This is a genomic window from Pseudomonas viciae, from assembly GCF_004786035.1.
GTDB lineage: Bacteria > Pseudomonadota > Gammaproteobacteria > Pseudomonadales > Pseudomonadaceae > Aquipseudomonas > Aquipseudomonas viciae.
In genome coordinates, this window is record NZ_CP035088.1 from 2792642 (window position 1) to 2815414 (window position 22773).

Below are 22773 nucleotides of genomic sequence, written 5' to 3' on the forward strand. Positions count from 1 at the left end.
GAGCTATCGCCTTTGGAATCAGAGCTGGCTTATATAGGTGCCCGTCCCCTTGAGGATGTTCTGCAACGTCAGTTCGACTTCCACCAGATCCGCCGCATCAGTGTCATGGGTGATTTCCAGTACATCGTCGCCATTGAGCGCATCGGCATCGGCCGCTGCAATTTCAATCAGCAGGCGGGTAGGGCTGAGGGTGACTTTCACGCCATCGAGCGTCGAAGGCTCGCCATCGAGGGCGATTTCCAGTTCGTCTTCGTCGGGGTAGCGGGTCATCAGGAACATTTCGCCCTGGGCGCTGTGGCAGCAGAGCATGGCCATGTTGTCTTCTTCTTCGTCGCACGGGTTGGCGATCAGCAGGGCGGTGGTCATTTGCATGGTGATGGGCTCCTGGCTCGATGAGCCGAAAAAAGTGGATTTTGCCAGCCTGGAAGACTTTGCGCTGGATTACCGCAATCTGGCTGCGATTTCACCCTGCCAGGTGCCGTTTGGCCCCTGGGCTGCTAGGGTTGTTCGATGAACACGGGCCGGTTTAGCTTGCCGATGACCGAATATGTCGCAGCGCCGCAAGCAGGCATATTGTCGCACTCGTTAAGCTGCGCAACGGATGTGCACCTGCAAAGGCCACCCCGAGGTGCTTTTTGCAGGTGCCCATGACATGAAATTACATGGAAAAGGATGTGACCTGCGGGTCGCGTCCAGCTTCACCCACCTGTCATCCTGTTTCCTCTGCCCGAGAATCAGGAACGGGATGGCCGACAGCCCCGCAAGGGGTTGCACGCGACGCTTTCATCAATAACAAGCCCAAGCGGAGTACCACAGATGGCGTTCTTCACCGCAGCCAGCAAAGCCGACTTCCAGCATCAACTGCAAGCGGCACTGGCGCAGCACATCAGTGAACAGGCACTGCCACAAGTGGCGCTGTTCGCTGAACAATTCTTCGGCATCATTTCCCTCGATGAACTCACCCAGCGCCGGTTGTCCGACCTCGCCGGCTGCACCCTGTCTGCCTGGCGCCTGCTTGAGCGCTTCGATCACGCGCAACCGCAGGTGCGTGTCTACAACCCCGATTACGAACGCCACGGCTGGCAGTCGACCCACACGGCCGTGGAAGTGCTGCACCATGACCTGCCGTTCCTGGTGGATTCGGTCCGTACCGAACTGAACCGTCGCGGCTACAGCATCCATACCCTGCAAACCACCGTGCTGAGCGTGCGTCGCGGCAGCAAGGGCGAGTTGCTGGAAATCCTGCCAAAGGGCACCCAGGGCGACGACATCCTGCAAGAGTCGTTGATGTACCTGGAAATCGACCGCTGCGCCAACGCCGCCGAACTCAATGTCCTGAGCAAGGAACTTGAGCAAGTGCTGGGCGAAGTGCGGGTGGCGGTGGCTGATTTCGAGCCGATGAAAGCCAAGGTCCAGGAAATCCTGATCGGCCTGGACGAAAGCGCCTATGCCATCGATGCCGACGAAAAAAGCGAAATCAAGAGCTTCCTGGAATGGCTGGTGGGCAACCACTTCACCTTCCTCGGCTACGAAGAGTTCGTGGTGCGTGATGAAGCCGATGGCGGCCACATCGAATACAACCCCGATTCGTTCCTCGGCCTGACCAAACTGCTGCGCGCCGGCCTCACCGCCGATGACCTGCGCATCGAAGACTACGCCGTCAACTACCTGCGCGAACCGACCCTGCTGTCGTTCGCCAAGGCCGCGCACCCGAGCCGCGTACACCGTCCGGCCTACCCGGACTACGTGTCGATCCGCGTGATCGACGCCAATGGCAAGGTCGTCAAGGAATGCCGCTTCATGGGCCTGTACACCTCCTCGGTGTATGGCGAGAGCGTGCGGGTCATCCCGTACATCCGTCGCAAGGTCGAGGAAGTCGAGCGTCGTTCGGGCTTCCAGGCCAAGGCGCACCTGGGCAAGGAATTGGCTCAGGTGGTCGAAGTGCTGCCCCGTGACGACCTGTTCCAGACCCCGGTGGACGAGCTGTTCAGCACCGTCATGTCCATCGTGCAGATCCAGGAACGCAACAAGATCCGTGTGTTCCTGCGCAAAGACCCGTATGGCCGTTTCTGCTACTGCCTGGCCTACGTGCCGCGGGATATCTATTCCACCGAAGTGCGCCAGAAGATCCAGCAAGTGCTGATGGATCGCCTGAAGGCCTCGGATTGCGAGTTCTGGACCTTCTTCTCCGAATCCGTGCTGGCCCGCGTGCAGTTGATTCTGCGGGTGGACCCGAAGAACCGTCTCGACATCGATCCGGTCCTGCTGGAAAAAGAAGTGGTGCAGGCCTGCCGCAGCTGGAAGGACGACTACGCCAACCTGGTGATCGAAAGCTTCGGCGAAGCCCAGGGCACCAACGTGCTGTCGGATTTCCCGAAAGGCTTCCCGGCCGGCTACCGTGAGCGTTTTGCCGCCCACTCGGCCGTGGTCGACATGCAGCACCTGCTGAGCCTGAGCGAAAAAAATCCGCTGGTGATGAGCTTCTACCAGCCGCTGGGCCAGGTATCCGGCCAGCGCGAGTTGCATTGCAAGCTGTATCACGCCGACACGCCGCTGGCGCTGTCCGACGTCCTGCCGATCCTGGAAAACCTCGGCCTGCGCGTGCTGGGCGAGTTCCCGTACCGCCTGCGCCACACCAATGGCCGCGAATTCTGGATTCATGACTTTGCGTTCACCGCCGCCGAAGGCCTGGACCTGGACATCCAGCAGCTCAACGACACCTTGCAGGACGCCTTCGTCCACATCGTGCGTGGCGATGCCGAGAACGATGCGTTCAACCGCCTGGTGCTGACCGCCGGCCTGCCATGGCGTGACGTCGCGCTGCTGCGTGCCTACGCCCGTTACCTGAAGCAGATCCGCCTGGGCTTTGACCTGGGTTACATCGCCAGCACCCTGAACAACCACACCGACATCGCTCGCGAGTTGACCCGGTTGTTCAAGACCCGCTTCTACCTGGCGCGCAAACTCAGCGGCGATGACCTGGAAGACAAGCAGTTGCGTCTGGAACAGGCGATCCTCACGGCGCTGGACGACGTCCAGGTGCTCAACGAAGACCGCATCCTGCGTCGCTACCTGGACCTGATCAAGGCCACCCTGCGGACCAACTTCTACCAGACCGACGCCAACGGCCAGAACAAGTCCTACTTCAGCTTCAAGTTCAACCCGCACCTGATCCCGGAACTGCCGAAACCGGTGCCCAAGTTCGAGATCTTCGTCTACTCGCCACGGGTCGAAGGCGTGCACTTGCGCTTCGGCAACGTTGCTCGCGGCGGCCTGCGCTGGTCCGACCGTGAAGAAGACTACCGCACTGAAGTGCTCGGCCTGGTGAAGGCCCAGCAAGTGAAGAACTCGGTGATCGTGCCGGTGGGCGCCAAGGGCGGTTTCCTGCCACGTCGCCTGCCGCTGGGCGGCAGCCGGGACGAGATCGCGGCCGAGGGTATCGCCTGCTATCGCATCTTCATTTCGGGCCTGCTGGACATCACCGACAACCTCAAGGACGGCGCGCTGGTGCCGCCGGCCAACGTTGTGCGGCATGACGACGATGACCCGTACCTGGTAGTGGCGGCGGACAAAGGCACTGCGACCTTCTCCGACATCGCCAACGGCATCGCCATCGACTACGGCTTCTGGCTGGGCGATGCGTTCGCCTCCGGCGGTTCGGCCGGCTACGATCACAAGAAAATGGGCATCACCGCCAAGGGCGCGTGGGTGGGCGTTCAGCGTCACTTCCGCGAGCGCGGCATCAATGTCCAGGAAGACAGCATCACCGTGGTGGGTGTCGGCGACATGGCCGGCGACGTGTTCGGCAACGGCTTGTTGATGTCCGACAAGCTGCAACTGGTCGCGGCCTTCAACCACTTGCACATCTTCATCGACCCGAACCCGGAGCCCGCCAGCAGCTTTGCCGAGCGCAAGCGTCTGTTCGATTTGCCGCGTTCGGCCTGGACCGACTACGACGCCAGCATCATGTCCGAAGGCGGCGGGATCTTCTCGCGTAGCGCCAAGAGCATCGCCATCTCGCCGCAGATGAAAGAGCGCTTCGACATCAAGGCCGACAAACTGACCCCGACCGAACTGCTCAATGCCTTGCTCAAGGCACCGGTGGATCTGTTGTGGAACGGCGGTATCGGTACCTACGTCAAGGCCAGCAGCGAAAGCCACGCCGATGTCGGCGACAAGGCCAACGATGCACTGCGGGTGAATGGCAACGAACTGCGCTGCAAAGTGGTGGGCGAGGGCGGCAACCTGGGCATGACCCAGCTGGGTCGCGTCGAGTTCGGCCTCAATGGCGGCGGTTCCAACACCGACTTCATCGATAACGCTGGCGGCGTGGACTGCTCCGACCACGAAGTGAACATCAAGATCCTGCTCAACGAAGTGGTGCAGGCCGGTGACATGACCGACAAGCAACGCAACCAGTTGCTGGCGAGCATGACCGACGAAGTCGGTGGCCTGGTGTTGGGCAACAACTACAAGCAGACCCAGGCCCTGTCCCTGGCGGCCCGTCGCGCCTTCGTGCGGATCGCCGAATACAAGCGCCTGATGAACGACCTGGAAGCCCGGGGCAAGCTGGACCGCGCCATCGAGTTCCTGCCGACCGAAGAACAGCTGACTGAGCGTGTCGCGGCGGGCCATGGCCTGACCCGTGCCGAACTGTCGGTGCTGATCTCCTACAGCAAGATCGACCTCAAGGAAGCGCTGCTCAACTCCCTGGTACCGGACGACGATTACCTGACCCGTGACATGGAAACCGCGTTCCCGCCGACGCTGGTGAATCAATTCTCCGAGGCCATGCGTCGCCATCGCCTGAAACGCGAGATCGTCAGCACCCAGATCGCCAACGACCTGGTCAACCACATGGGCATTACCTTCGTTCAAAGGCTCAAGGAGTCTACGGGCATGAGCCCGGCGAACGTGGCCGGTGCCTATGTGATCGTGCGCGATATCTTCCATCTCCCGCACTGGTTCCGGCAGATCGAAGCGCTGGACCATCAGGTCTCGGCCGACGTGCAACTGGAGCTGATGGACGAGCTGATGCGCCTGGGCCGTCGCGCCACGCGCTGGTTCCTGCGCAGCCGTCGCAACGAGCAGAACGCTGCCCGTGACGTCGCGCACTTCGGTCCGCACCTGGCGGCGTTGGGCCTCAAGCTCGACGAACTGCTGGAAGGCCCGACCCGCGAAGGCTGGCAGACCCGCTACCAGGCCTATGTCGCGGCTGGCGTGCCAGAGTTGTTGGCGCGCATGGTCGCCGGCACCACGCACCTGTACACCTTGCTGCCGATCATCGAGGCGTCCGACGTGACTGGCCAGAACGCCGCCGATGTGGCCAAGGCTTACTTCGCCGTGGGCAGCGCCCTGGACATTACCTGGTACCTGCAACAGATCAGCGCTCTGCCGGTGGAAAACAACTGGCAGGCCCTGGCCCGCGAAGCGTTCCGCGATGACGTCGACTGGCAGCAACGGGCGATCACCATCTCGGTCCTGCAGGAGGGTGACGGTAGTCAGGAAGTGGAAACCCGCCTGGCACTATGGCTGGAGCAGCATCACAGCATGGTCGAGCGCTGGCGCGCGATGCTGGTGGACATCCGTGCCGCCAGCGGCACCGACTACGCCATGTACGCGGTCGCCAACCGCGAGCTGCTGGACCTGGCAATGAGTGGTCAGGCGGTCGTAACGGCCAACTGATCCGGCGTTGAATGAAAAAGCCCCGCATTGAGAGATGCGGGGCTTTTTTATTGATGCAGTTGCTCCTTAGGTAAAGATACTCCCACAGAGGCGCAGCGGTGTGGCTGGTCAGTTTTTCAGCGGAATCAACACCGCCTCATCCTTGCCCATCACCATGAACACCAGCAACTTCGCCGGTTCGGTCGCGCTGGCGTTTTTCGAAACCAGGTGCTCGGACCCTGCGGCTTCGTACCAGAATTCCCCCGCCTTGTAGGTGATCGCCGGCTCGCCCTTGACCTGTGAGGTGATGGCGCCTTCCAGTACATAGGCCATGGCCGTGCCCTCATGTTTGTGGGCGATGGACGACTGGCCGGGGGCGTAGTCGACGGTCAGCATCATGGCCTTTTTCCCGGGAGCGTTTTTCAACATCTGCTCCTGCAACACGTTGACCTTCTCCGAGGGCGCGGCTTCGTGGGCGTAGATGTGGGTGATGGGCAGCAGGCTGAGGGCGGCGATCAGATAGAGGGCTTTCATGGCAGGTTACCTTCGTGGGTTTTTTGAGTGAGTTCGCGTTGCCGCGATGATGAAGTCACCCTAAGCCCCACGTTGAGGCAAACAAACGTCCAATCTTTCGGAAGGCGGGTAGACCAATGCCGCGATCCACCAAACTCGAAAGGTAACCCCCTGTAGGAGCTGCCGAAGGCTGCGATCTTTTGATCTTTTGATCTTTCGCTTGAGATTCAATTGGATTGGACAAGATCGCAGCCTCGTTGCACTCGGCAGCTCCTACGGGCCCGGGGTGTCAGCTGTTGAAGTCGACACTGCGGGCCAGGCGGTTGTCGATCAGGCCGATAAAGCCCTGCACCTCGGGGCAGTTGAAGTGGGCTTGCATCGCCGCTTCCGATTGCCAGCGGGCGCTGACGTTCCAGCGGTCGCCATCCTCCGGGCAACGGTCGACCATGTAGGCATCGCACCCCGGCTGTGCACGCAGGGTCTCGACGATTTGCTGCAACTGCCGGCCCAGTTCTTCCGAGCGCCCGGCGGCGGCCTGCACCTGGACGGTATTGATCACTTGGCGAGACATTGTTCAGGCTCCTGAATCAAGTCGAATGGGGGTTGCTCAACATTCAACGACACCCGTGCAGGATAGGCCTGTCGGGGCGAGGCTCAAACAGCCAATGGGCGGATAAATGCCCAGTCCAATCGCTCAGGCGACCTGCTGCAAAATGTCCCGCAAGCGGTCGAGGGCGATGTCGATGTCGAGGATTTCGATGGCACCGAAACCGAAGAACAGACCCGGTCGCACCGGGGTATCGTTGAAAAAACCAGCGAGGCTGTAGAGCCCGACTTCGGCTTTTTTCGCCAGCTCGATCACCAGGGCCAGGTCGATTGGCACCTTGCACAGCACTGCCATGTGAAACCCCGCCGTGGTGGGCACGGCCTCGAACCAGGGCGACAAGTCCCCGGCCATGCGTGCCAGGATCCGCTCACGCCGACCGGCATACAGGGTATGGCAGCGGCGGATGTGCTTGAGCAGGCAGCCCTCGGCGATGAACTTGGCCAGCGCCCATTGGGGCAGGGTGGAGGTGTGCTGGTCGGTGAGGCGCTTGGCCAGGATCACCGCTTCGAGAATCGCCGGTGGCAGGATCGCGTAGCCGAGGCGCAGCTCTGGCAGCAGGGTCTTGGAAAAGGTCCCGACGTACGCCACGATCCCGCGCTCGTCCATGCTCTGCAGCGAGTCGGCGGGCCGACCTTCGTAGCGGAATTCACTGTCGTAATCGTCTTCGATGATGATCGCCCCCAACTCGTAGGCCCGCGCCAGCAAAGCCTCGCGGCGGGCCTGGCTCATGGGCATGCCCAGGGGGAACTGGTGGGAGGGCGTCACATAAATCAGCCGCGTGCCATCGGGGATCAGCTCCACGCGCATGCCTTGCTCATCCACCGGCACCCCGGCCACCGTGGCGCCGTGGGAGCCAAACAGCAGTCGCGCCGGCGGATAACCCGGATCTTCCATGGCGACCAGACTGCCGGGCCGGGTCAACACCCGCGAGATCAGGTCCAGGGCCTGTTGCGCGCCGTTGCACACCACCACGTCAGCGTCCTGGCAATTGACCCCGCGGGAAAACGCGATGTGCCGGGCGATGGCATTGCGCAACGCCGGCAAGCCTTCGGGCTGGCTGTAGAAGCCCTTGGCGCTGGCGATCTGGCGCAGGGCATGGGCGGTGCAGCGGCGCCAGTCATCCAGGGGAAACTGGCCCTTGCCGATGGCGCCACCGATGAAGTCGTAACGTAGCGCACCTTCAAGGGTGGGATGACGCATCAGGTCCGGCATGTTGCGCCAGGCTTCGACGACATCGGCTCCGGCCAGCTCGTGGTGGCTTTGTTTTCGCACGTTCCTGGCAGGTCGTGCATTGACGTAGGTGCCTTTGCCGATGATGCCGGTGAGGAAGTTTTCGTAGGTCAGTTGCGCATAGGTGTCGGAAACGGTCTTGCGCGAGATGCCCAGTTGTTCGGCGAGCAAGCGGCTGGGCGGCAGTTGCGTGCCGGCGGCCAGGCGACCGCTTTCGATGGCGCTGCGTAATTGTTGATACAACTGGCCCGCCAGGTCCTTGCGGCCGTTGATGACAACATGAAGTTCCATACCCGCAGGCTCCTGTTTGGCGGCAAGCGTCAAAGGCGCAAGATTACCTGCATTGTGCGACTGCATAGAAGTTGCGTGGAGGAAATCCCGTCCATTGGTCTTGTGCACGTTGGCCCCGGTTTTTTCGACGAATTGGACCTGTCGCTCACCGACCCCAAGGCCTACCGTGAAGGTCCCAATCGCCACGGAACCCAGCCATGAGCCCGCGTCTGGATTACTACAGTGCGTCCCCCGGGGCGATGAAGGCCATGATCGGTCTGGAAGCTCTGACGAGTCGCTTGAGTATCGAAGCGGCGCTGCTGCACCTGATCAAGATCCGCGCCTCGCAACTCAATGGCTGCGCCTTCTGCACTGACATGCATTCGGTGGATGCGCGCCGCCTGGGCGAGACCGAACGGCGTCTTTACGCCGTGGCGGTATGGCGCGACAGCGGCTTTTTTACGCCTCGCGAACGCGCCGCCCTGGCCTGGACCGAGGCGGTGACGCTGTTGGCCGAAAGCCAGGTGCCGGATGAGATCTATGCCCAGGCCCGTGCCGAGTTCAGCGAAGAGGAACTGGTGGACCTGACCCTGGCGATCAGCACCATCAACAGTTGGAACCGGCTGGCGGTGAGTTTTCGCCAGAGTCCTGGTGGCTGATGTTCATTCATCCAGCCTGAATGCGTTCCTGTGGCGAGGGAGCAAGCTCCCTCGCCACAGAGGCAGAACCGTCATTTGGGCAGCGGTGAGTTGTTAGTCGGCACCGGCGGCCTTTGCGGCTTGACCGACGTCCCAAAGGTATTGCCCATGCGCACGCTGGTGGCCGCCGGGGTCGCCAGGCCGATGCTGTTTGGTGCGCGTTCGTTGACGGGGACATTCAAGGCGTCCTGTGCCCGTTGCGCGGCCGCCGCCGCTTGTGGGTCGTTGCCCATCTGCCGGCTCAGGCAGTTGTAGTCCGGGGTCTTGTAGCCGCCAACCGTCACCTCGATACACGCCGGCGCCTCTTCACCCTGGGCCCAGGGCAGGGCCAGGAGCAGTCCGAGGCCTGCCGTCATTCTCATCCACTGTTTCATCACCGACCTCCTGGCCCGTCACAGCGGACGGTTCGTTGTCAGAGCATCAGTCTAGTGCGGCCCGGGGGATTTGTATCAGTTGTCATACGACATTCATAAACTCCCCTCAGGATGACGGTTTTCAACGGATACGTCAGTCGTGCAGCAGGGCAAAGCCGGGGGCGGACGCAGACGTGGATTGACCAGGGCGCCCTTGGGGTGGCTGACGGTGTTGTTGTGTCTGTTGGCCGGACCGATCCAGGCGGGTGATCTGGTGGATCTGGACATCGCGCCCCAGGAACTGACCACGGCACTGGAGTTGTTCAGTCGTGCGACGGGCATGGCGGTGCTGGTCGATCACCGGTTGTCGAGCCAGCGCCACACGTTGGGTGTCCAGGGGCTATTCACACCCTCCCAAGGGTTGAATGTGTTGCTCAGCGGCACTGGGCTTGTGGCGCATTACGCCCGGGCGGATGCGTTCACGTTGCAGCCGGTGCGGGTCCGTGAGGTGCCGCTGCCTCCCGGCGTCACCCCAAGCTTGAGTGACAGTAATTACGCGGCAGCGATCCAGACGGTTATCCAACGCAACTTATGTCGTTCACCGCTGACCCGCCCGGGAAGTTTTCGGGCGGTGCTGCAAGTGTGGATCGGCCGCGACGGCGTGGTCCAGCACAGCCGCCTGGTCAGTTCCACCGGCGATCTGATGCGTGACAGGGCCTTGGTCAATAGCTTGCAAAACCTCAGGATCGACCGCCCGGCGCCCAGTTCGTTGCGCCAGCCGGTGACCCTGCTTTTGTTACCCGATTCATCAGGAAAAAGCATGGAATGCACAGCAGGGGAAGGGGTGTCCGGGCGATGAAAGACACTGGTCGCAGCCCGATGGTCAAGTTGTTCCTCACCTCTTACGAGGATTTCAAGGTGCGTCTGCGCCGGCGCCTGGGCTCCGAGGAACTGGCCAACGATGTGCTGCATGAAACCTACCTGCGGGTCGACCGGATGGGCGATACGCCGGACATTGCCCAGCCCAACGCCTATTTGTATCGCATGGCCCTGAACATTGCCGCCGACCGTCGGCAAGCCGATGCGCGCCTGCTCACTGGCGATGAAATCGAGGAGTTGCTGCAGATCTCCGATGAAGCGCTGGATCCGGCCCGGGTGGTGGGTGGGCAAAAGGAGCTGCAGGTCCTGCTCAAGGCTTTGTATGAGCTGCCGGCACGGCGCCGCAGGATTTTCATCGCGGCGCGCCTGGAGGAAGCGCCACACCTGGAAATCTCCCAGCGCTTTGGCATTTCCACGCGCATGGTAGAGAAGGAAATCAAGGCTGCATTGGGACATTGCGCCCAGCGCCTGGAAAGAAAAGTCATTCAGCGGTTCGGTCCCGGCGCGGGAAAACCGTCTTGAGAGTAGAGACCAGACCATTTTGTGAGTGTGTGTGCGCTTGAACATCTTCAGCATCACTTCCCCTGACGCCACGCCCCAGGCCCGACTGGATGGCGAGGCCCGCGACTGGCTGATCCTGCTGACCTCGGGACGCGCCACCGTGGCCGATGCCCGGGCCTTGCGCCAGTGGTGTGGGCAAAGCCCCGAGCATGCGCGGGCATTCGAACAGGCCAAGGCGCTGTGGCATGGGCTGCAACCTGCGGCCCAGGCGTTGCAGGCGCCGCGCCATTTCGGGCGGCGGGCGTTGCTGGGCGGCGCGATTGCAGCGTCGGTCGGTTTCCTGCTGATCCGGGCCACGGTGCCTGGTGGTGTTTCAGGGTTGGGAGCCGATTACATCACTGAAGTCGGCGAACAGCGCCGGGTTGAACTGGTGGATGGCATCAGCCTGGAACTCAACACCCAGACCCGCCTCAGCCGCCTTCCGTTGAACGATGGTGGGCAAGGATTGGAATTGCTCAGCGGTGAGATCGAAGTACAGGGGCGCAGCCCACAGACGGTCAGCGTCCAGGCCGGCGCCGGCTGGATCAGTGCCGCCCGGGCACGTTTTAACGTTCGTTATACCGACCAGAGTGTCTGCGCGACCTGCCTGGAAGGCGTCGTGCAAGTACAAGTGCAAGGCCAGAGTTTTCGCCTGGAACCGGGCATGCAATTGACCTACGACACTGGCCGGGTTGGCACCCCACAGCATGCCGATGTGTCGGCAGCCGTTGCCTGGCGCGATCAAGTGCTGGTGTTCAACGACGCGACCCTGGCCAGGGTCATCGACGAAATCAACCGCTACCGTCCCGGCATGTTGCTGTTGCTCAATCGCGAACTGGGCCTGCGCAAGGTCCAGGCGCGGTTTCGCCTCGATCAACTGGCGGGCGTGGCGCTGCTGATCCGCGATGCCTACGGCGCCAAATGCACCGAGTTGCCGGGTGGGGTGGTGGTGTTGAGCTGAGACTCACGTTGCCTGGGCGGGCCTCATCGCGAGAAGGCTCGCTCCCACACGGGTTATGCATTGACCGTGACAGAAGGGTTCGGCTTACTCCAGTGGCCCTAGCACCTGCCGATACTTTTCAACGCCTTGGGGTGTCCGCCGACTCAGGCTGATTTCGATGCCTGCCGGGTTTTCCTGGCGGTTGCCGCTGAGTTTGCGCCAGCCTTTTTCCTGATCCCAGAAGCGCAGCCCTGCATCGCTGACTTCACTGAGCACGGCCACTCCCGCGCCGGGTGCCGGCAAGGGGTAGCGGCTGCGGGCCTGGCCTTGGGCGCGGTAGAGGGTGTCGCCCTTGAGCCACCAGCGAACCCGTTGCAGCTCGCCTTCCTGAGTGGCGGCCACGCGGATCACGTCCAGGCGGAACCCTTGACCCTCGGTGCTGCGCACGGTGAGGGCGGGTGGGGCGGTTGAAGGGGCGTCGTCGATCCCGGGTTTTACCGGTTCGCTCAACTCGACGCTGGCGCGCAGGGCGACGTCGCGCTCCAGTTGGTTCAACACCCGCAGCAAGGCTTCGGTCTGTTCGGTACTGGCCTGCAGATGGGTGTCGGCCCGGGTCACGCTGTCCAACCCGCGCCAGGCGATCAGGCTGACCACCGCCATCAGCAGGATCGCCACCATGACTTCAAGCAAGGTGAAACCCGACTGCCGGCCGTTCATTGGATTTGCATCCGGCCGGCGGCACTGCGTTGCACGTTGAGGCTGTTCTGGCCGTCCGACAGGCGGATCTGCAAGGGCTCACCGATCCATTCGGCATTCAGCACGACCCGCTGCCTGGGCTCGACACGAATCTCCATCGATGGGCTCTGCCAGCGACGCGGATGTAGCTGCGGGTCGTCCTTGAACCGATCCAGCCCAGCCCCATGATCGTTGCGACGGGTGAAGGCAAATCCCTTGGCATCCCAGCGCCAGGTAATCGGCCGGCCATCGGTGCGGGCTTCAGTCTGGGCCAGCTGTAGGAGTTGCACCAATTGCCCGGCGTCCTGGCGCAGCAACTTCAATGGGTCCGGCTTGATGCTCAGGCTCACGGCGGCGCTGGCGATGCCGATGATCACCAGCACCACCATCAATTCGATCAAGGTGAAACCGCGTTGCTTGCCGACGTTCATGCGCGCTCCTTTGCGTCGGACCATCCTGCACGGTGAAGATGATAAGCATGTGAAATAAAACGGAGAGAATTGACGCGTACGCTGGTGGCTGGAATAAAAAAGGAGATTCAGGCCATGGCATTCATCGAGCGTGTGTCCCCGGCGCAAATCGTGCAGGTACTCGGCTTGTTGGCGGCGTTGGCCGGGGTGGCGACCTGGTCTTCGCTGTTGCTGACATCCGCCGAGTCCCGCACCCCGGACGTCGCCCCGCAACGTCTGGCCGAGCGTTCCGATAACCCGGCGCTGCAGTGGTTTTCCAACCAGCCGGCGCCGGTGCGGATCAAGGTCAGCGGTGTCATGGCCGGCGCCCGTGGGGCTGTGGCGATCCTCAGCCTCAACGACGGGCCACCGCGCAGTTTCCTGGTGGGTGAACGGGTGGCCCAAGGGGTGCGGCTGGTGTCGATCGAGGCGCAGGCGGTGGTAATCGAGCGCGGTACCGAGCAGACCCGGCTGGCGCTCGCACGGTTGCCGGATTCGGTGGCTTTGCCCTCATTGACCCGCTGAAAACTGTGGCGAGGGGATTTAGCGAAACGTTGCACCGCCTCACTGTGGGAGCAAGGCTTGCCCGCGATGCAGGCGCCTCGTTTCCTCGCAGACCGCGTCGTCTTCACCGCGGGCAAGCCTTGCTCCCACAAATAAATCCTCTCGCCACAGGGGTTGTGTTCAGCCGCTATTTTCCCCGGCTGACCAACGTCTCCAATCGCGCTAACGGCGGTGCGTCGTGGCTGCGATCCGACACGGTCAGTTCAACCCGCAACATCCGGCCATTTTCCGCCGGGCGCAGGTTCTGTTCGCAACGCAGCAGCAACCGCCCCTGATCGCAGTCGAACACTTTCGAACCCTGGGCAAAACGTCCTTCCAGGCGTAACTGCGCCAGTTGACTACGGGCCGCCAGCAGGGCGATGGATTTGTCTCGCAACAAGCCGTTGCTCTGGGTCATCACCGCGGCCACGCGCACCGCTGCCGACATGGCCACGGCGATGATCGCCAGTGCCACCAGCACTTCAATCAGGGTGAAGCCGGCTTGCGGAGCAGGGCGTGGCATGGCGCGGGCTCGATGGGCGGGGGCAGCCCCCAAGGCTAGTCCACGTTCGTGACCGATTGACGACGTAAGCTCCTGAGCAATTTCAATATCACTGACATATTTTCTTGCAACACTGCGCCTCGAATCGAATCCAGCGAAGGACCGTCGAGATGCAGATCGCCCGTTACAACGCCCGTTCCCAAGGCCCACGCGGGCAGCGGGGTTTCACCCTGATCGAAATCATGGTCGTGGTGGTCATCCTCGGTATCCTGGCGGCGATGGTGGTGCCCAAGGTCCTCGACCGTCCCGACCAGGCGCGGGCAACGGCGGCGAAACAGGACATTGGCGGCCTGATGCAAGCCTTGAAGCTTTACCGCCTGGATCACGGCAGCTACCCGAGCATGAACCAGGGCCTCAAGGTGCTGGTGGAGAAACCTGCCGACGCCAAAAACAGCACCTGGCGCTCCTACCTGGAACGCCTGCCCAACGACCCATGGGGCCGTCCCTACAACTACCTCAACCCCGGTGCCAATGGCGAAGTCGATATCTTTTCCCTCGGTGCCGACGGCCAGCCTGACGGCGACGGCGTGAATGCCGACATTGGCTCCTGGCAGCTATAAGGGCCGTGATGCGAACGAATTCGCCCACCGTGGCGAAACAGCGCGGCATGGCGGTCATCAGTGCCTTGTTGATCGCCGCCGTGGTGGCGGTCATTGCCGGCGGCATGCTCACCCGCCAGACCCTGTTCACCCGCAGCCTGGAAGCCGAGCAGCTGCGCATCCAGGGCACGGCGCGGTTGCAGGGTGGCCTGCAATTGAGTCGCCAGTTGCTATCGGATGCCCGCCAGCGCGACCCCCTGACACGCTTCGGCCAGCCGTGGGCCAACCCCATCGTGATGCCAGGCTCGAACCTGGTCGACACGCCGTTCGAAGGGCAGTTGGAAGACGAGCAAGGCAAATTCAACCTGCGCAACCTGGTCGCCAATGAACGGGTGGACCAGGAGCAGGTACGCGCCTTCGAACGATTGTGCGATCAGCTTGGCGTCGCCGCGACAGTACGTGCGCGCATCGTCGAGCGGGTGATTGCTGCGTACCCGCGGGTGTTGAATCCGGAACTGGCGGACAAGGCGCCAGTGAGCAATTCGTTCGACAGCGGCCGCGACACCTCGCCGGACGCCTCCAATGCACCACTGGCACCGACACGGCCCATGCTTCGCACATTGCAAGACCTGCGCGGCGTCAAGGGGGTCACCGAGGCGTTGCTGGAAACCCTGGCGCCCTATGTGACGATTCTGCCGACCAATACCTGGCTCAACGGCAACACCGCCAGTGCCTCGGTGCTGGCGGCCTACGTGCCGGGGCTGTCGCTGCAACGGGCCCAGGCGCTGGTCCGCGAGCGAGACGGTGGCCACTGGTTTATCAATCGTGGGGATTTCGTCAATCGCCTGCGCATGCCCGAGCTGGAAATGACCTCCGTCAAGGTCGGTATCACCAGCGACTGGTTCCGCCTGCGGGGCCAGGCGCGCAGCGGGCAACGGCGGGTGGAGATCGATGCTTTGCTGCAACGCAGCCAGGACCGCTTGCCCCAGGTGATCTGGTCACGGGTGGGCGTATGACTCTTTTGCGCATAGCACTGACGCCGCTGGCCAGTCTGAACCTTGACAGCCCGGTGGCGTTTGCCTGGCTGGATCGCCAGGGCCAGGTTCGTGAAGAAGGGCACAGCAGCCTGCGGGCCCTCGGTCAGGGGAGGAAGAACCTGCGGGTCGAATGTTTCCTCCATCCCCGTGACAGTTTGCTGACCACCCTGGAACTGCCGCTGTTGCCGGCGGCGAAAATCACCGCGGCGGTGAATTGCGCGGCCCAAGCGCTGATGCTTGGTGCCAGTGAGCGCATGCAGGTCGCCCACAGCCCGCGCGGTGCCGACGGGCAGGTGCAGATCGCCTGGCTGGACCGGGAGTCACTCGATGCCCTGGGCCGGATGCTGCGTCAGGCCGGGATGAATCTGCGCGGCCTATACCCGGCGTCCTATGCCTTGCCGGTGCTGTCCGGGCCGGTGGCCTGCATCGAAGACGGACACTTGCTGGTGCGCCACAGCGTGCAGCACGCCGTGGTGCAACCGTTATTGGACGGCGCACTGGATGAATGGCTGCTGCAGACAGGCGCCGGGCTGCGTTGGGTCGGCGAGTCGCCGCCGCCGGCCTCGGTTGAGACCTTGCCCGGCACCCAGCGCTGGACCGGTGTCGCCCCCGGCTGGGGCTTGCACACCGGCCTGACGCACGGCGTCGCTGAGCGCGGCGGGTGGGGCCGGGCGGTGACCCTCTGCACGGTGGCGTTGGCGGTGTGGGTCGTTGGCCTGAATCTCTACGCCGCCCGTGAAGCGGCCCAGGGCCAGCGGCTCAAGGCGCAGATGAGCCAGCGGGTGAAGCAGGCGTTTCCGGAGTTGCCGGTGATTCTCAACCCCTTGCAGCAGGCCCGCCAGCAAATCAGCGCACGCCAGAACGGTACGGCGGCCGACCCGGCCCAGCGCTTCGCCAGTCTGGTGCAACAGGCGGGCAGCGCCATGCCGTTCATGGGCGGCAACCTGCAGACGCTGGTGTTCGAGAGCGGTGAGTTGCGTCTGGAGGTCGTGGCCGAGGCACAAAAAAACGCTGCTGAAGATGACTGGAAAATCCCCCTGGGCCAGGCCGGTATCGACGTCGCGGCCAATGACCAGGGTTGGACCCTGCGGGTGGCGCCGGCCGGGCAGGGTGCGCAGGACAACCCTGACGAAACCCCGGAAGCCGATGATGAATAAGCAATCCCTGGCCTTGTTGTGGGCGCGCTGGCAAACCCTTCGCACGCGTTGCCGGACGTCCTGGCAGGGCCTGGCCGTGCGCGAACAACGTGCCGTGGCCCTGGCGGCGTTGGTACTGGGCGGTTGCCTGGTCTGGCTGGCGCTGATCGAGCCGCCGCTCAAGACCATCGCTTATTGGCAGACCGAAACCCCGAAGCTGCGCTCGCAGACCGAAGCCCTGGAAGTGCTGCTGCGCGACATCGGCGGCCCGGCGCAGGGCCAACCTCTTGAAGCAGCCCTGCGCCAGGCCCTCGACGCCAGTGGCCTGAATGCGCATTACCAATTGCAGGCGCCAGGCGCCGAGACCCCCAACGCCTGGCAGCTGACCTTCACCGACGCCCCGGCCGACGGGGTGATCGGCTGGCTGTTGAGCAGCCCGGCACAATTTTCCCTGGAAGTGATCGAGGCCCGTTTGCAACGGTCGGCCACGGCCACCTCTGGCAACGCCGAAAACACTGACATTACCGCCGGCACACTGTCCGGAACCGTTCGCATGAATCAGGCGCCAGGCGCTAAGGAAGCTTCATGAAGGGTGCCAGCTACCCACGTCATTGGCGCAAGGCCGCGCCGTTGCTGTTGCTTGCATTGAGCGCGTGCAACAGCACGCCGCCAGCGTCGCAGCCACCGTTGTTGGTGGACAGTGAGCTGGGCATCCCGTTGGGCAGTACCCAGCGCAGCGGCGACGCGCTATTGGATCGTCAACGGGCCCAGGACTTGCGTGAACAGAAACCTGCGGTGCGGCATCAGGTCGATCTCACCGCCCGGGCCCGCGCGCCTCGCGCCAGTCCTTCGGCGAGCAATCCGCTGGGTGATCAACCGGTGACCCTGAATTTTGTCGAGGCCGACATTCAGGCTGTGGTGCGGGCCTTGTCCCGCTCCACCGGCCAACAGTTTCTGGTGGACCCTCGGGTCAAGGGCAACCTGACGCTGGTGTCCGAAGGCCAGGTGCCGGCTCATCAGGCCTACGACATGCTGCTGGCCGCGCTGCGCATGCAAGGCTTCAGCGTGGTGGACGTTGGCGGCGTGGCCCAGGTGGTGCCGGAGGCCGATGCCAAGCTGCTGGGCGGGCCGATCTACAGCGCCGATAAACCGGCCGGCAACGGCATGCTGACCCGCACTTTCCGCTTGCAATACGAAAACGCGGTGAACCTGATCCCGGTGCTGCGCCCGATCGTGTCGCCGAACAACCCGATCAACGCCTACCCGGGCAACAACACCATTGTCGTCACCGACTATGCCGAGAACCTGTCACGGGTGGCGCAGCTCATCGAAGGCATCGATACCCCCAGCGCCATCGACACCGATGTGGTGCCGATCCACAACGGCATCGCCGTGGACATCGCGCAGATGGTTTCCGACTTGCTGGAAACCCAGGGCGGCGACCAGACCCAGAAAATCAACGTGATCGGTGACCCGCGTTCCAATTCCATCATCATCCGCGCCGGCAGTCCCGAGCGCACCGAGCTGGCGCGCAACCTGATCTACAAGCTCGACAACGCCCAGAACAATCCGAGCAACCTGCACGTGGTGTACTTGCGCAATGCCCAGGCCGGCAAACTGGCCCAGTCCCTGCGCGGTTTGCTCACTGGGGAAAGCGAAGGCGAGGGCAGCGACAACGCCCGTTCGGTGCTCAGCGGCATGGGCGCCAGCACCAGCGGCCAGAGTGGGCAGGGCAGCGGCGGCGATGGCAGCAGTAGCACCACCAGCGGCAGTGCTTCGACCACCGGCAACGGCTACGCCCAGGGCAGCGGCGGGCAGACTTCCGCCTCGACGCAGAACGAGCAGAACACCGCCTTCAGCGCTGGCGGCGTGACCATCCAGGCCGACGCCACCACCAACACCTTGCTGATCTCCGCGCCGGACCCGCTGTACCGCAACCTGCGCGAAGTCATCGACCTGCTGGACCAGCGCCGCGCCCAAGTGGTGATCGAGAGCTTGATCGTCGAGGTCGGCGAGGACGACGCCAGCGAGTTCGGCGTGCAATGGCAGAGCGGCAACCTGGGCGGCAGCGGCGTGATCGGTGGGGTCAATCTCGGCGGCACGGGGCTCAACCTCAATGGCAAGACCAGCATCGACGTGCTGCCCCAGGGCCTGAACCTCGGCGTGGTCAATGGCACGGTGGACATTCCCGGCATCGGCAAGATCCTCGACCTCAAGGTCCTGGCCCGGGCGTTGAAGAGCAAGGGCGGCACCAATGTGTTGTCGACGCCGAACCTACTGACCCTGGACAACGAAGCGGCGAGCATTTTTGTCGGCCAGACCATTCCGTTTGTCAGCGGCAGCTATGTCACCGGTGGCGGTGGCACCAGCAACAACCCGTTCCAGACCGTGACCCGCGAAGAGGTCGGCTTGAAGCTCAATGTCCGGCCGCAAATTTCCGAGGGCGGCACGGTCAAGCTCGATATCTATCAAGAGGTCAGCAGCGTCGACAACCGCGCTTCGAGCACCACCGGGATTGTCACCAACAAGCGCGCCATCGACACCAGCATCCTGTTGGACGACGGGCAGATCATGGTCCTCGGTGGGTTGCTGCAGGATGGCTACAGCCAGAGCAATGACGCGGTGCCGTGGCTGTCGACCATCCCCGGTGTCGGTGCGCTGTTTCGCAACGAGCGGCGGCAGATCACCAAGACCAACCTGATGGTGTTCCTGCGGCCGTACATCATCCGCGACACGGCGGCGGGACGCGGCATCACCCTCAACCGCTACGACTTCATGCGCCGCGCCCAAGGCCTGCTGCAACCGGATCGCAGTTGGGCCATGCCGGACATGCAGGCGCCGCAACTGCCGGCCTCGGCCCGGGCGATTCCGGGGGCGGCGCCGGTTGGCTTGCAAACGCCGAGGGCGGTGATCAAGGCAGTGCCGATCGAAGGAGGCGCTCGCTGATGAACACTCATCCTGTGGGAGCGAGCTTGCTCGCGATGACGGCAGCCCAGTCAACATTCATGCAAACTGACACGCCGCTATTGCGAGCAAGCTCGCTCCCACAGGGGACATGTGTGTTTCTTGGGTCTGAGGTGTCAGCATGAACACCCTCCCATACGCCTGGGCCAAGGCCCAGCGCCTGGTACTGCGTCAGTCCGACGACGGCGCGGTGTTGATGGTGTGTCCGTCCACGCCGGGCTGGTCCATCAGTGAAGTACGTCGCCAGTTCGGCGAGGTACGCCTGGAGCGGGTGCGTGACGAGGAACTCGATGGGTTGCTCAATACGGCCTACGCCGACACCGGCAGCGCCGCCGCCGTGGTGGGCGCGGCGGAGAACGAGGTGGACCTCGACCGGCTGATGCAGGACATACCCGAGATCACCGACCTACTGGATACCCAGGACGGCGCGCCGGTAATCCGCATGATCAACGCCTTGCTGACCCAGGCCGCACGGGACGAGGCCAGCGACATTCACATCGAGCCCTACGAAAGCCATTCGGTGGTGCGCTACCGGGTCGACGGCACCCTGCGCGACGTGGTTTCGCCACGCAAGGCCCTGCACGGCGCGCTGGTGTCGCGGATCAAGATCATGGCCCAGCTCGACATCGCCGAAAAACGCCTGCCCCAGGACGGGCGCATCGCCTTGCGCGTGGCCGGGCGACCGATCGACATCCGTGTCTCGACGGTGCCCACCGGCCATGGCGAACGGGTGGTGATGCGGTTGCTGGACAAGCAAGCTGGACGCCTGCAACTGGAAACGTTGGGGATGGACCCGGACGTGCTGGGCAAGCTCGATCACCTGATCCGTCAGCCCCACGGCATCGTGCTGGTCACCGGCCCCACCGGCAGTGGCAAGACCACCAGCCTCTACGCCGCCCTGGCTCGTCTGGACGCCAGTGTCCACAACATCCTCACCGTGGAAGATCCAGTGGAATACGACCTGCCGGGCATCAGCCAGATCCAGGTCAACGCCAAGATCGACATGACCTTCGCCCTGGCCTTGCGGGCGATCCTGCGCCAGGACCCGGACATCATCATGATCGGTGAAATCCGCGATCTGGAGACCGCACAAATCGCCGTGCAGGCCTCCCTCACCGGTCACCTGGTGCTGGCCACGTTGCACACCAATGACGCGGTGTCGGCCGTCAATCGTCTGATCGACATGGGCGTCGAGCCGTTCCTGCTGGCCTCGTCGATGCTTGGCGTGCTCGCCCAGCGTCTGGTGCGCAGGCTGTGCCCGCAGTGCAAACAAGCCGATCCGGCAGCGCCCGGCACCTGGCGCCCGGTGGGTTGCCCGACCTGTAACCAGACCGGCTACAGCGGCCGCACCGGTATTCATGAGTTGTTCTGCATCGACGATGACATCCGCACGCTCATCCACCAAGGGGCAGGGGAGCAGGCGCTGCGTGCGGCCGCCCGCCAGGCTGGCATGTTCAGCATGCGCGAGGATGGTGAACGTTGGGTTCGCAGCGGCGCCACCGCCCCTGAAGAAATCTTGCGCGTGACACGGGACGCCTGATGAATCGCTACCGTTTCGAGGCCGCTGACGCCACCGGAAAAATCGAGGTCGGGCACCTGGAAGCCGACAGCCAGGGGGCGGCCTTCAACCTGCTGCGCAGCCGCGGCCTGACGGCGTTGCAGGTGCAGGTCGAACGCAATACCACGCAGGCCAATGGCGGTGGCTTGTTCAGCGCCAAACTCTCGGACAACGACTTGGCCTGGGCCACCCGACAACTGGCGAGCCTGTTGGGGGCGAGCCTGCCATTGGAGGCAGCATTAAGCGCCACGGTGGAGCAGGCCGAACGCAAGCACATCGCCCAGACCCTCAGCGCAGTGCGCGCCGACGTGCGCGGCGGCATGCGCCTGGCCGAAGCCCTGGCCGCGCGGCCACGGGACTTCCCGGAAATCTACCGGGCGCTGATTGCCGCCGGCGAGGAGTCCGGCGACCTGGCCCAGGTGATGGAGCGGCTGGCGGATTACATCGAAGAGCGCAACAACCTGCGGGGCAAGATCCTTACCGCGTTTATCTATCCGGGTGTAGTGGGGCTGGTGTCGATCGCTATTGTGATTTTCCTCCTCAGCTATGTGGTGCCACAGGTGGTCAGCGCGTTCTCCCAGGCCCGGCAGGACTTGCCCGGGCTGACCGTGGCGATGCTCACCGCCAGTGACTTCATCCGTGCCTGGGGCTGGTTGTGTTTTGGCGTGCTGGCCGGTGGGTTCTGGAGTTGGCGCATGTACTTGCGCAACCCGGCAGCGCGGTTGAACTGGCATGCGCGGGTGCTGCGCCTGCCGCTGATCGGACGCTTCGTGCTGGGCCTCAACACCGCGCGCTTTGCCTCGACCCTGGCGATTCTCGGCGGCGCCGGGGTGCCGTTGCTGCGGGCCCTGGAGGCGGCGCGCCAGACCCTGTCCAACGACCGGCTGAGCCTGAGTGTCAGCGATGCCACGGCCAAGGTCCGCGAAGGGGTCAACCTGGCCGCAGCGTTGCGGGTGGAAAAAGTCTTCCCGCCGGTGCTGATCCACCTGATCGCCAGTGGCGAGAAAACTGGCTGCCTGCCACCGATGCTCGAACGCGCCGCGCAAACCCTGTCCCGCGACATCGAACGCCGGGCCATGGGCATGACCGCACTGCTGGAACCGCTGATGATCGTGATCATGGGCGGCGTGGTGCTGGTGATCGTCATGGCGGTGTTGTTGCCGATTATCGAGATCAACCAGTTGGTCCAGTAAACCGAGCACTTTCTGGTGAACACCACCCTTGTGGCGAGGGAGCAAGCTCCCTCGTCACAAAAACAATCAGTTATTTTTGCGCTGCCGCGACACCTCCCGACCCTTGCCAGCACCAAACTCGGGTTCCTCGTTCTGTCATCTTTCTTCGCCCGACAACCACCTGCCGCCATCCCCACGCCCACCCTGCGCAACAGCGCCGCCAGACCCAGTCGAAACCCCGCTCCAGAGCCCTCGAACACCCGAGGAAAAAAGCCAAAAAACAGCCCTCAGCTCCCGAGGTTTTTTCCTTTATCTGTCACCGGAAACTGCGAATTTCTAACCCATGGCCTCACCCCACCGCCATCGGCACAGGACCGAGCGCCA

21 protein-coding genes are annotated in these 22773 nt (G+C 63.3%); 13 read left to right on the plus strand and 8 right to left on the minus strand.

Annotated features, from left to right (window positions below):
- Positions 1 to 18: 18 nt before the first annotated feature.
- Positions 19 to 372, minus strand: a complete 354-nt coding sequence (locus EPZ47_RS12790; RefSeq protein ID WP_135845098.1) for a hypothetical protein — start codon at positions 370 to 372, stop codon at positions 19 to 21.
- Positions 373 to 816: 444 nt separating this feature from the next.
- On the opposite strand from EPZ47_RS12790, the gene EPZ47_RS12795 reads away from it, so the two are divergent.
- The gene (locus EPZ47_RS12795) at positions 817 to 5685 is read left to right on the plus strand and encodes an NAD-glutamate dehydrogenase (RefSeq protein ID WP_135845099.1); all 4869 of its coding nucleotides are present in this window, start codon (positions 817 to 819) and stop codon (positions 5683 to 5685) included.
- A gap of 108 nt (positions 5686 to 5793) precedes the next feature.
- On the opposite strand, the gene EPZ47_RS12800 is transcribed toward EPZ47_RS12795, so the two are convergent.
- The 3 genes from EPZ47_RS12800 to pdxR all read right to left on the minus strand — a co-directional run bounded on the left by EPZ47_RS12800 (position 5794) and on the right by pdxR (position 8305).
- Complete coding sequence (locus tag EPZ47_RS12800; protein WP_135845100.1) at positions 5794 to 6198, minus strand: cupin domain-containing protein; 405 nt, start codon at positions 6196 to 6198, stop codon at positions 5794 to 5796.
- A 268-nt stretch (positions 6199 to 6466) separates the two neighbouring features.
- On the minus strand, positions 6467 to 6748 hold the full coding sequence (locus EPZ47_RS12805) for an antibiotic biosynthesis monooxygenase family protein (protein WP_135845101.1): 282 nt from the start codon (positions 6746 to 6748) through the stop codon (positions 6467 to 6469).
- A gap of 123 nt (positions 6749 to 6871) precedes the next feature.
- Positions 6872 to 8305: a MocR-like pyridoxine biosynthesis transcription factor PdxR gene (pdxR, locus tag EPZ47_RS12810; protein WP_135845102.1), complete on the minus strand. Its 1434-nt coding sequence runs from the start codon at positions 8303 to 8305 to the stop codon at positions 6872 to 6874.
- A gap of 197 nt (positions 8306 to 8502) precedes the next feature.
- Between pdxR and EPZ47_RS12815 the strand changes: the two genes are divergently transcribed.
- The gene (locus tag EPZ47_RS12815; protein ID WP_135845103.1) at positions 8503 to 8943 is read left to right on the plus strand and encodes a carboxymuconolactone decarboxylase family protein; all 441 of its coding nucleotides are present in this window, start codon (positions 8503 to 8505) and stop codon (positions 8941 to 8943) included.
- 71 nt (positions 8944 to 9014) lie between these two features.
- Here the strand turns inward: EPZ47_RS12815 and EPZ47_RS12820 are convergent, their stop codons facing one another.
- Positions 9015 to 9356, minus strand: a complete 342-nt coding sequence (locus EPZ47_RS12820) for a hypothetical protein (protein WP_135845104.1) — start codon at positions 9354 to 9356, stop codon at positions 9015 to 9017.
- 193 nt (positions 9357 to 9549) lie between these two features.
- Between EPZ47_RS12820 and EPZ47_RS12825 the strand changes: the two genes are divergently transcribed.
- From EPZ47_RS12825 to EPZ47_RS12835, 3 genes are read left to right on the plus strand one after another with little or no spacing between them, the layout of a single operon-like run.
- Positions 9550 to 10194: a TonB C-terminal domain-containing protein gene (locus EPZ47_RS12825; RefSeq protein ID WP_135847982.1), complete on the plus strand. Its 645-nt coding sequence runs from the start codon at positions 9550 to 9552 to the stop codon at positions 10192 to 10194.
- Complete coding sequence (locus EPZ47_RS12830) at positions 10191 to 10736, plus strand: sigma-70 family RNA polymerase sigma factor (protein WP_135845105.1); 546 nt, start codon at positions 10191 to 10193, stop codon at positions 10734 to 10736. Before EPZ47_RS12825 ends, EPZ47_RS12830 begins: the two co-directional genes overlap by 4 nt.
- Before the next feature lie 37 nt (positions 10737 to 10773).
- Positions 10774 to 11715 carry a FecR family protein gene (locus EPZ47_RS12835; RefSeq protein WP_135847983.1) on the plus strand — a complete coding sequence of 314 codons (942 nt, stop codon included), beginning with the start codon at positions 10774 to 10776 and terminating at the stop codon, positions 11713 to 11715.
- A gap of 84 nt (positions 11716 to 11799) precedes the next feature.
- Here EPZ47_RS12835 and EPZ47_RS12840 read toward each other — a convergent pair whose 3' ends face one another.
- The gene (locus EPZ47_RS12840; RefSeq protein WP_135845106.1) at positions 11800 to 12411 is read right to left on the minus strand and encodes a type II secretion system protein GspJ; all 612 of its coding nucleotides are present in this window, start codon (positions 12409 to 12411) and stop codon (positions 11800 to 11802) included.
- Positions 12408 to 12860 (minus strand): type II secretion system minor pseudopilin GspH, encoded by a 453-nt coding sequence (gene gspH / locus EPZ47_RS12845; protein ID WP_135845107.1) that lies wholly within the window; start codon positions 12858 to 12860, stop codon positions 12408 to 12410. Before gspH ends, EPZ47_RS12840 begins: the two co-directional genes overlap by 4 nt.
- 114 nt (positions 12861 to 12974) lie before the next feature.
- On the opposite strand from gspH, the gene EPZ47_RS12850 reads away from it, so the two are divergent.
- Positions 12975 to 13403, plus strand: coding sequence for a type II secretion system protein N (locus tag EPZ47_RS12850; RefSeq protein ID WP_135845108.1), 429 nt, complete (start codon positions 12975 to 12977; stop codon positions 13401 to 13403).
- A 166-nt stretch (positions 13404 to 13569) separates the two neighbouring features.
- Here the strand turns inward: EPZ47_RS12850 and gspI are convergent, their stop codons facing one another.
- A complete protein-coding gene (gspI, locus tag EPZ47_RS12855; protein ID WP_135845109.1) occupies positions 13570 to 13944 on the minus strand; it encodes a type II secretion system minor pseudopilin GspI in 375 nt (124 codons plus the stop codon).
- Between the two features lie 149 nt (positions 13945 to 14093).
- On the opposite strand from gspI, the gene gspG reads away from it, so the two are divergent.
- The 7 genes from gspG (at position 14094) to gspF (ending at position 22410) form a co-directional block, all read left to right on the plus strand.
- Positions 14094 to 14543, plus strand: coding sequence for a type II secretion system major pseudopilin GspG (gene gspG, locus EPZ47_RS12860; RefSeq protein ID WP_046062736.1), 450 nt, complete (start codon positions 14094 to 14096; stop codon positions 14541 to 14543).
- An 8-nt stretch (positions 14544 to 14551) separates the two neighbouring features.
- The gene (gene gspK / locus EPZ47_RS12865; protein WP_135845110.1) at positions 14552 to 15538 is read left to right on the plus strand and encodes a type II secretion system minor pseudopilin GspK; all 987 of its coding nucleotides are present in this window, start codon (positions 14552 to 14554) and stop codon (positions 15536 to 15538) included.
- Positions 15535 to 16716 carry a type II secretion system protein GspL gene (gene gspL / locus EPZ47_RS12870; protein WP_135845111.1) on the plus strand — a complete coding sequence of 394 codons (1182 nt, stop codon included), beginning with the start codon at positions 15535 to 15537 and terminating at the stop codon, positions 16714 to 16716. The genes gspK and gspL overlap by 4 nt, the downstream gene beginning before the upstream one ends.
- Entirely contained in the window at positions 16709 to 17284 is a 576-nt protein-coding gene (gene gspM / locus EPZ47_RS12875; RefSeq protein WP_135845112.1) for a type II secretion system protein GspM, read from the plus strand. The genes gspL and gspM overlap by 8 nt, the downstream gene beginning before the upstream one ends.
- Positions 17281 to 19641 carry a type II secretion system secretin GspD gene (gene gspD / locus EPZ47_RS12880; RefSeq protein ID WP_135845113.1) on the plus strand — a complete coding sequence of 787 codons (2361 nt, stop codon included), beginning with the start codon at positions 17281 to 17283 and terminating at the stop codon, positions 19639 to 19641. The genes gspM and gspD overlap by 4 nt, the downstream gene beginning before the upstream one ends.
- Positions 19642 to 19780: 139 nt before the next feature.
- Positions 19781 to 21199, plus strand: a complete 1419-nt coding sequence (gene gspE / locus EPZ47_RS12885; protein WP_135845114.1) for a type II secretion system ATPase GspE — start codon at positions 19781 to 19783, stop codon at positions 21197 to 21199.
- Positions 21199 to 22410 (plus strand): type II secretion system inner membrane protein GspF, encoded by a 1212-nt coding sequence (gene gspF / locus EPZ47_RS12890; RefSeq protein ID WP_135845115.1) that lies wholly within the window; start codon positions 21199 to 21201, stop codon positions 22408 to 22410. The genes gspE and gspF overlap by 1 nt, the downstream gene beginning before the upstream one ends.
- Positions 22411 to 22773 lie beyond the last annotated feature (363 nt).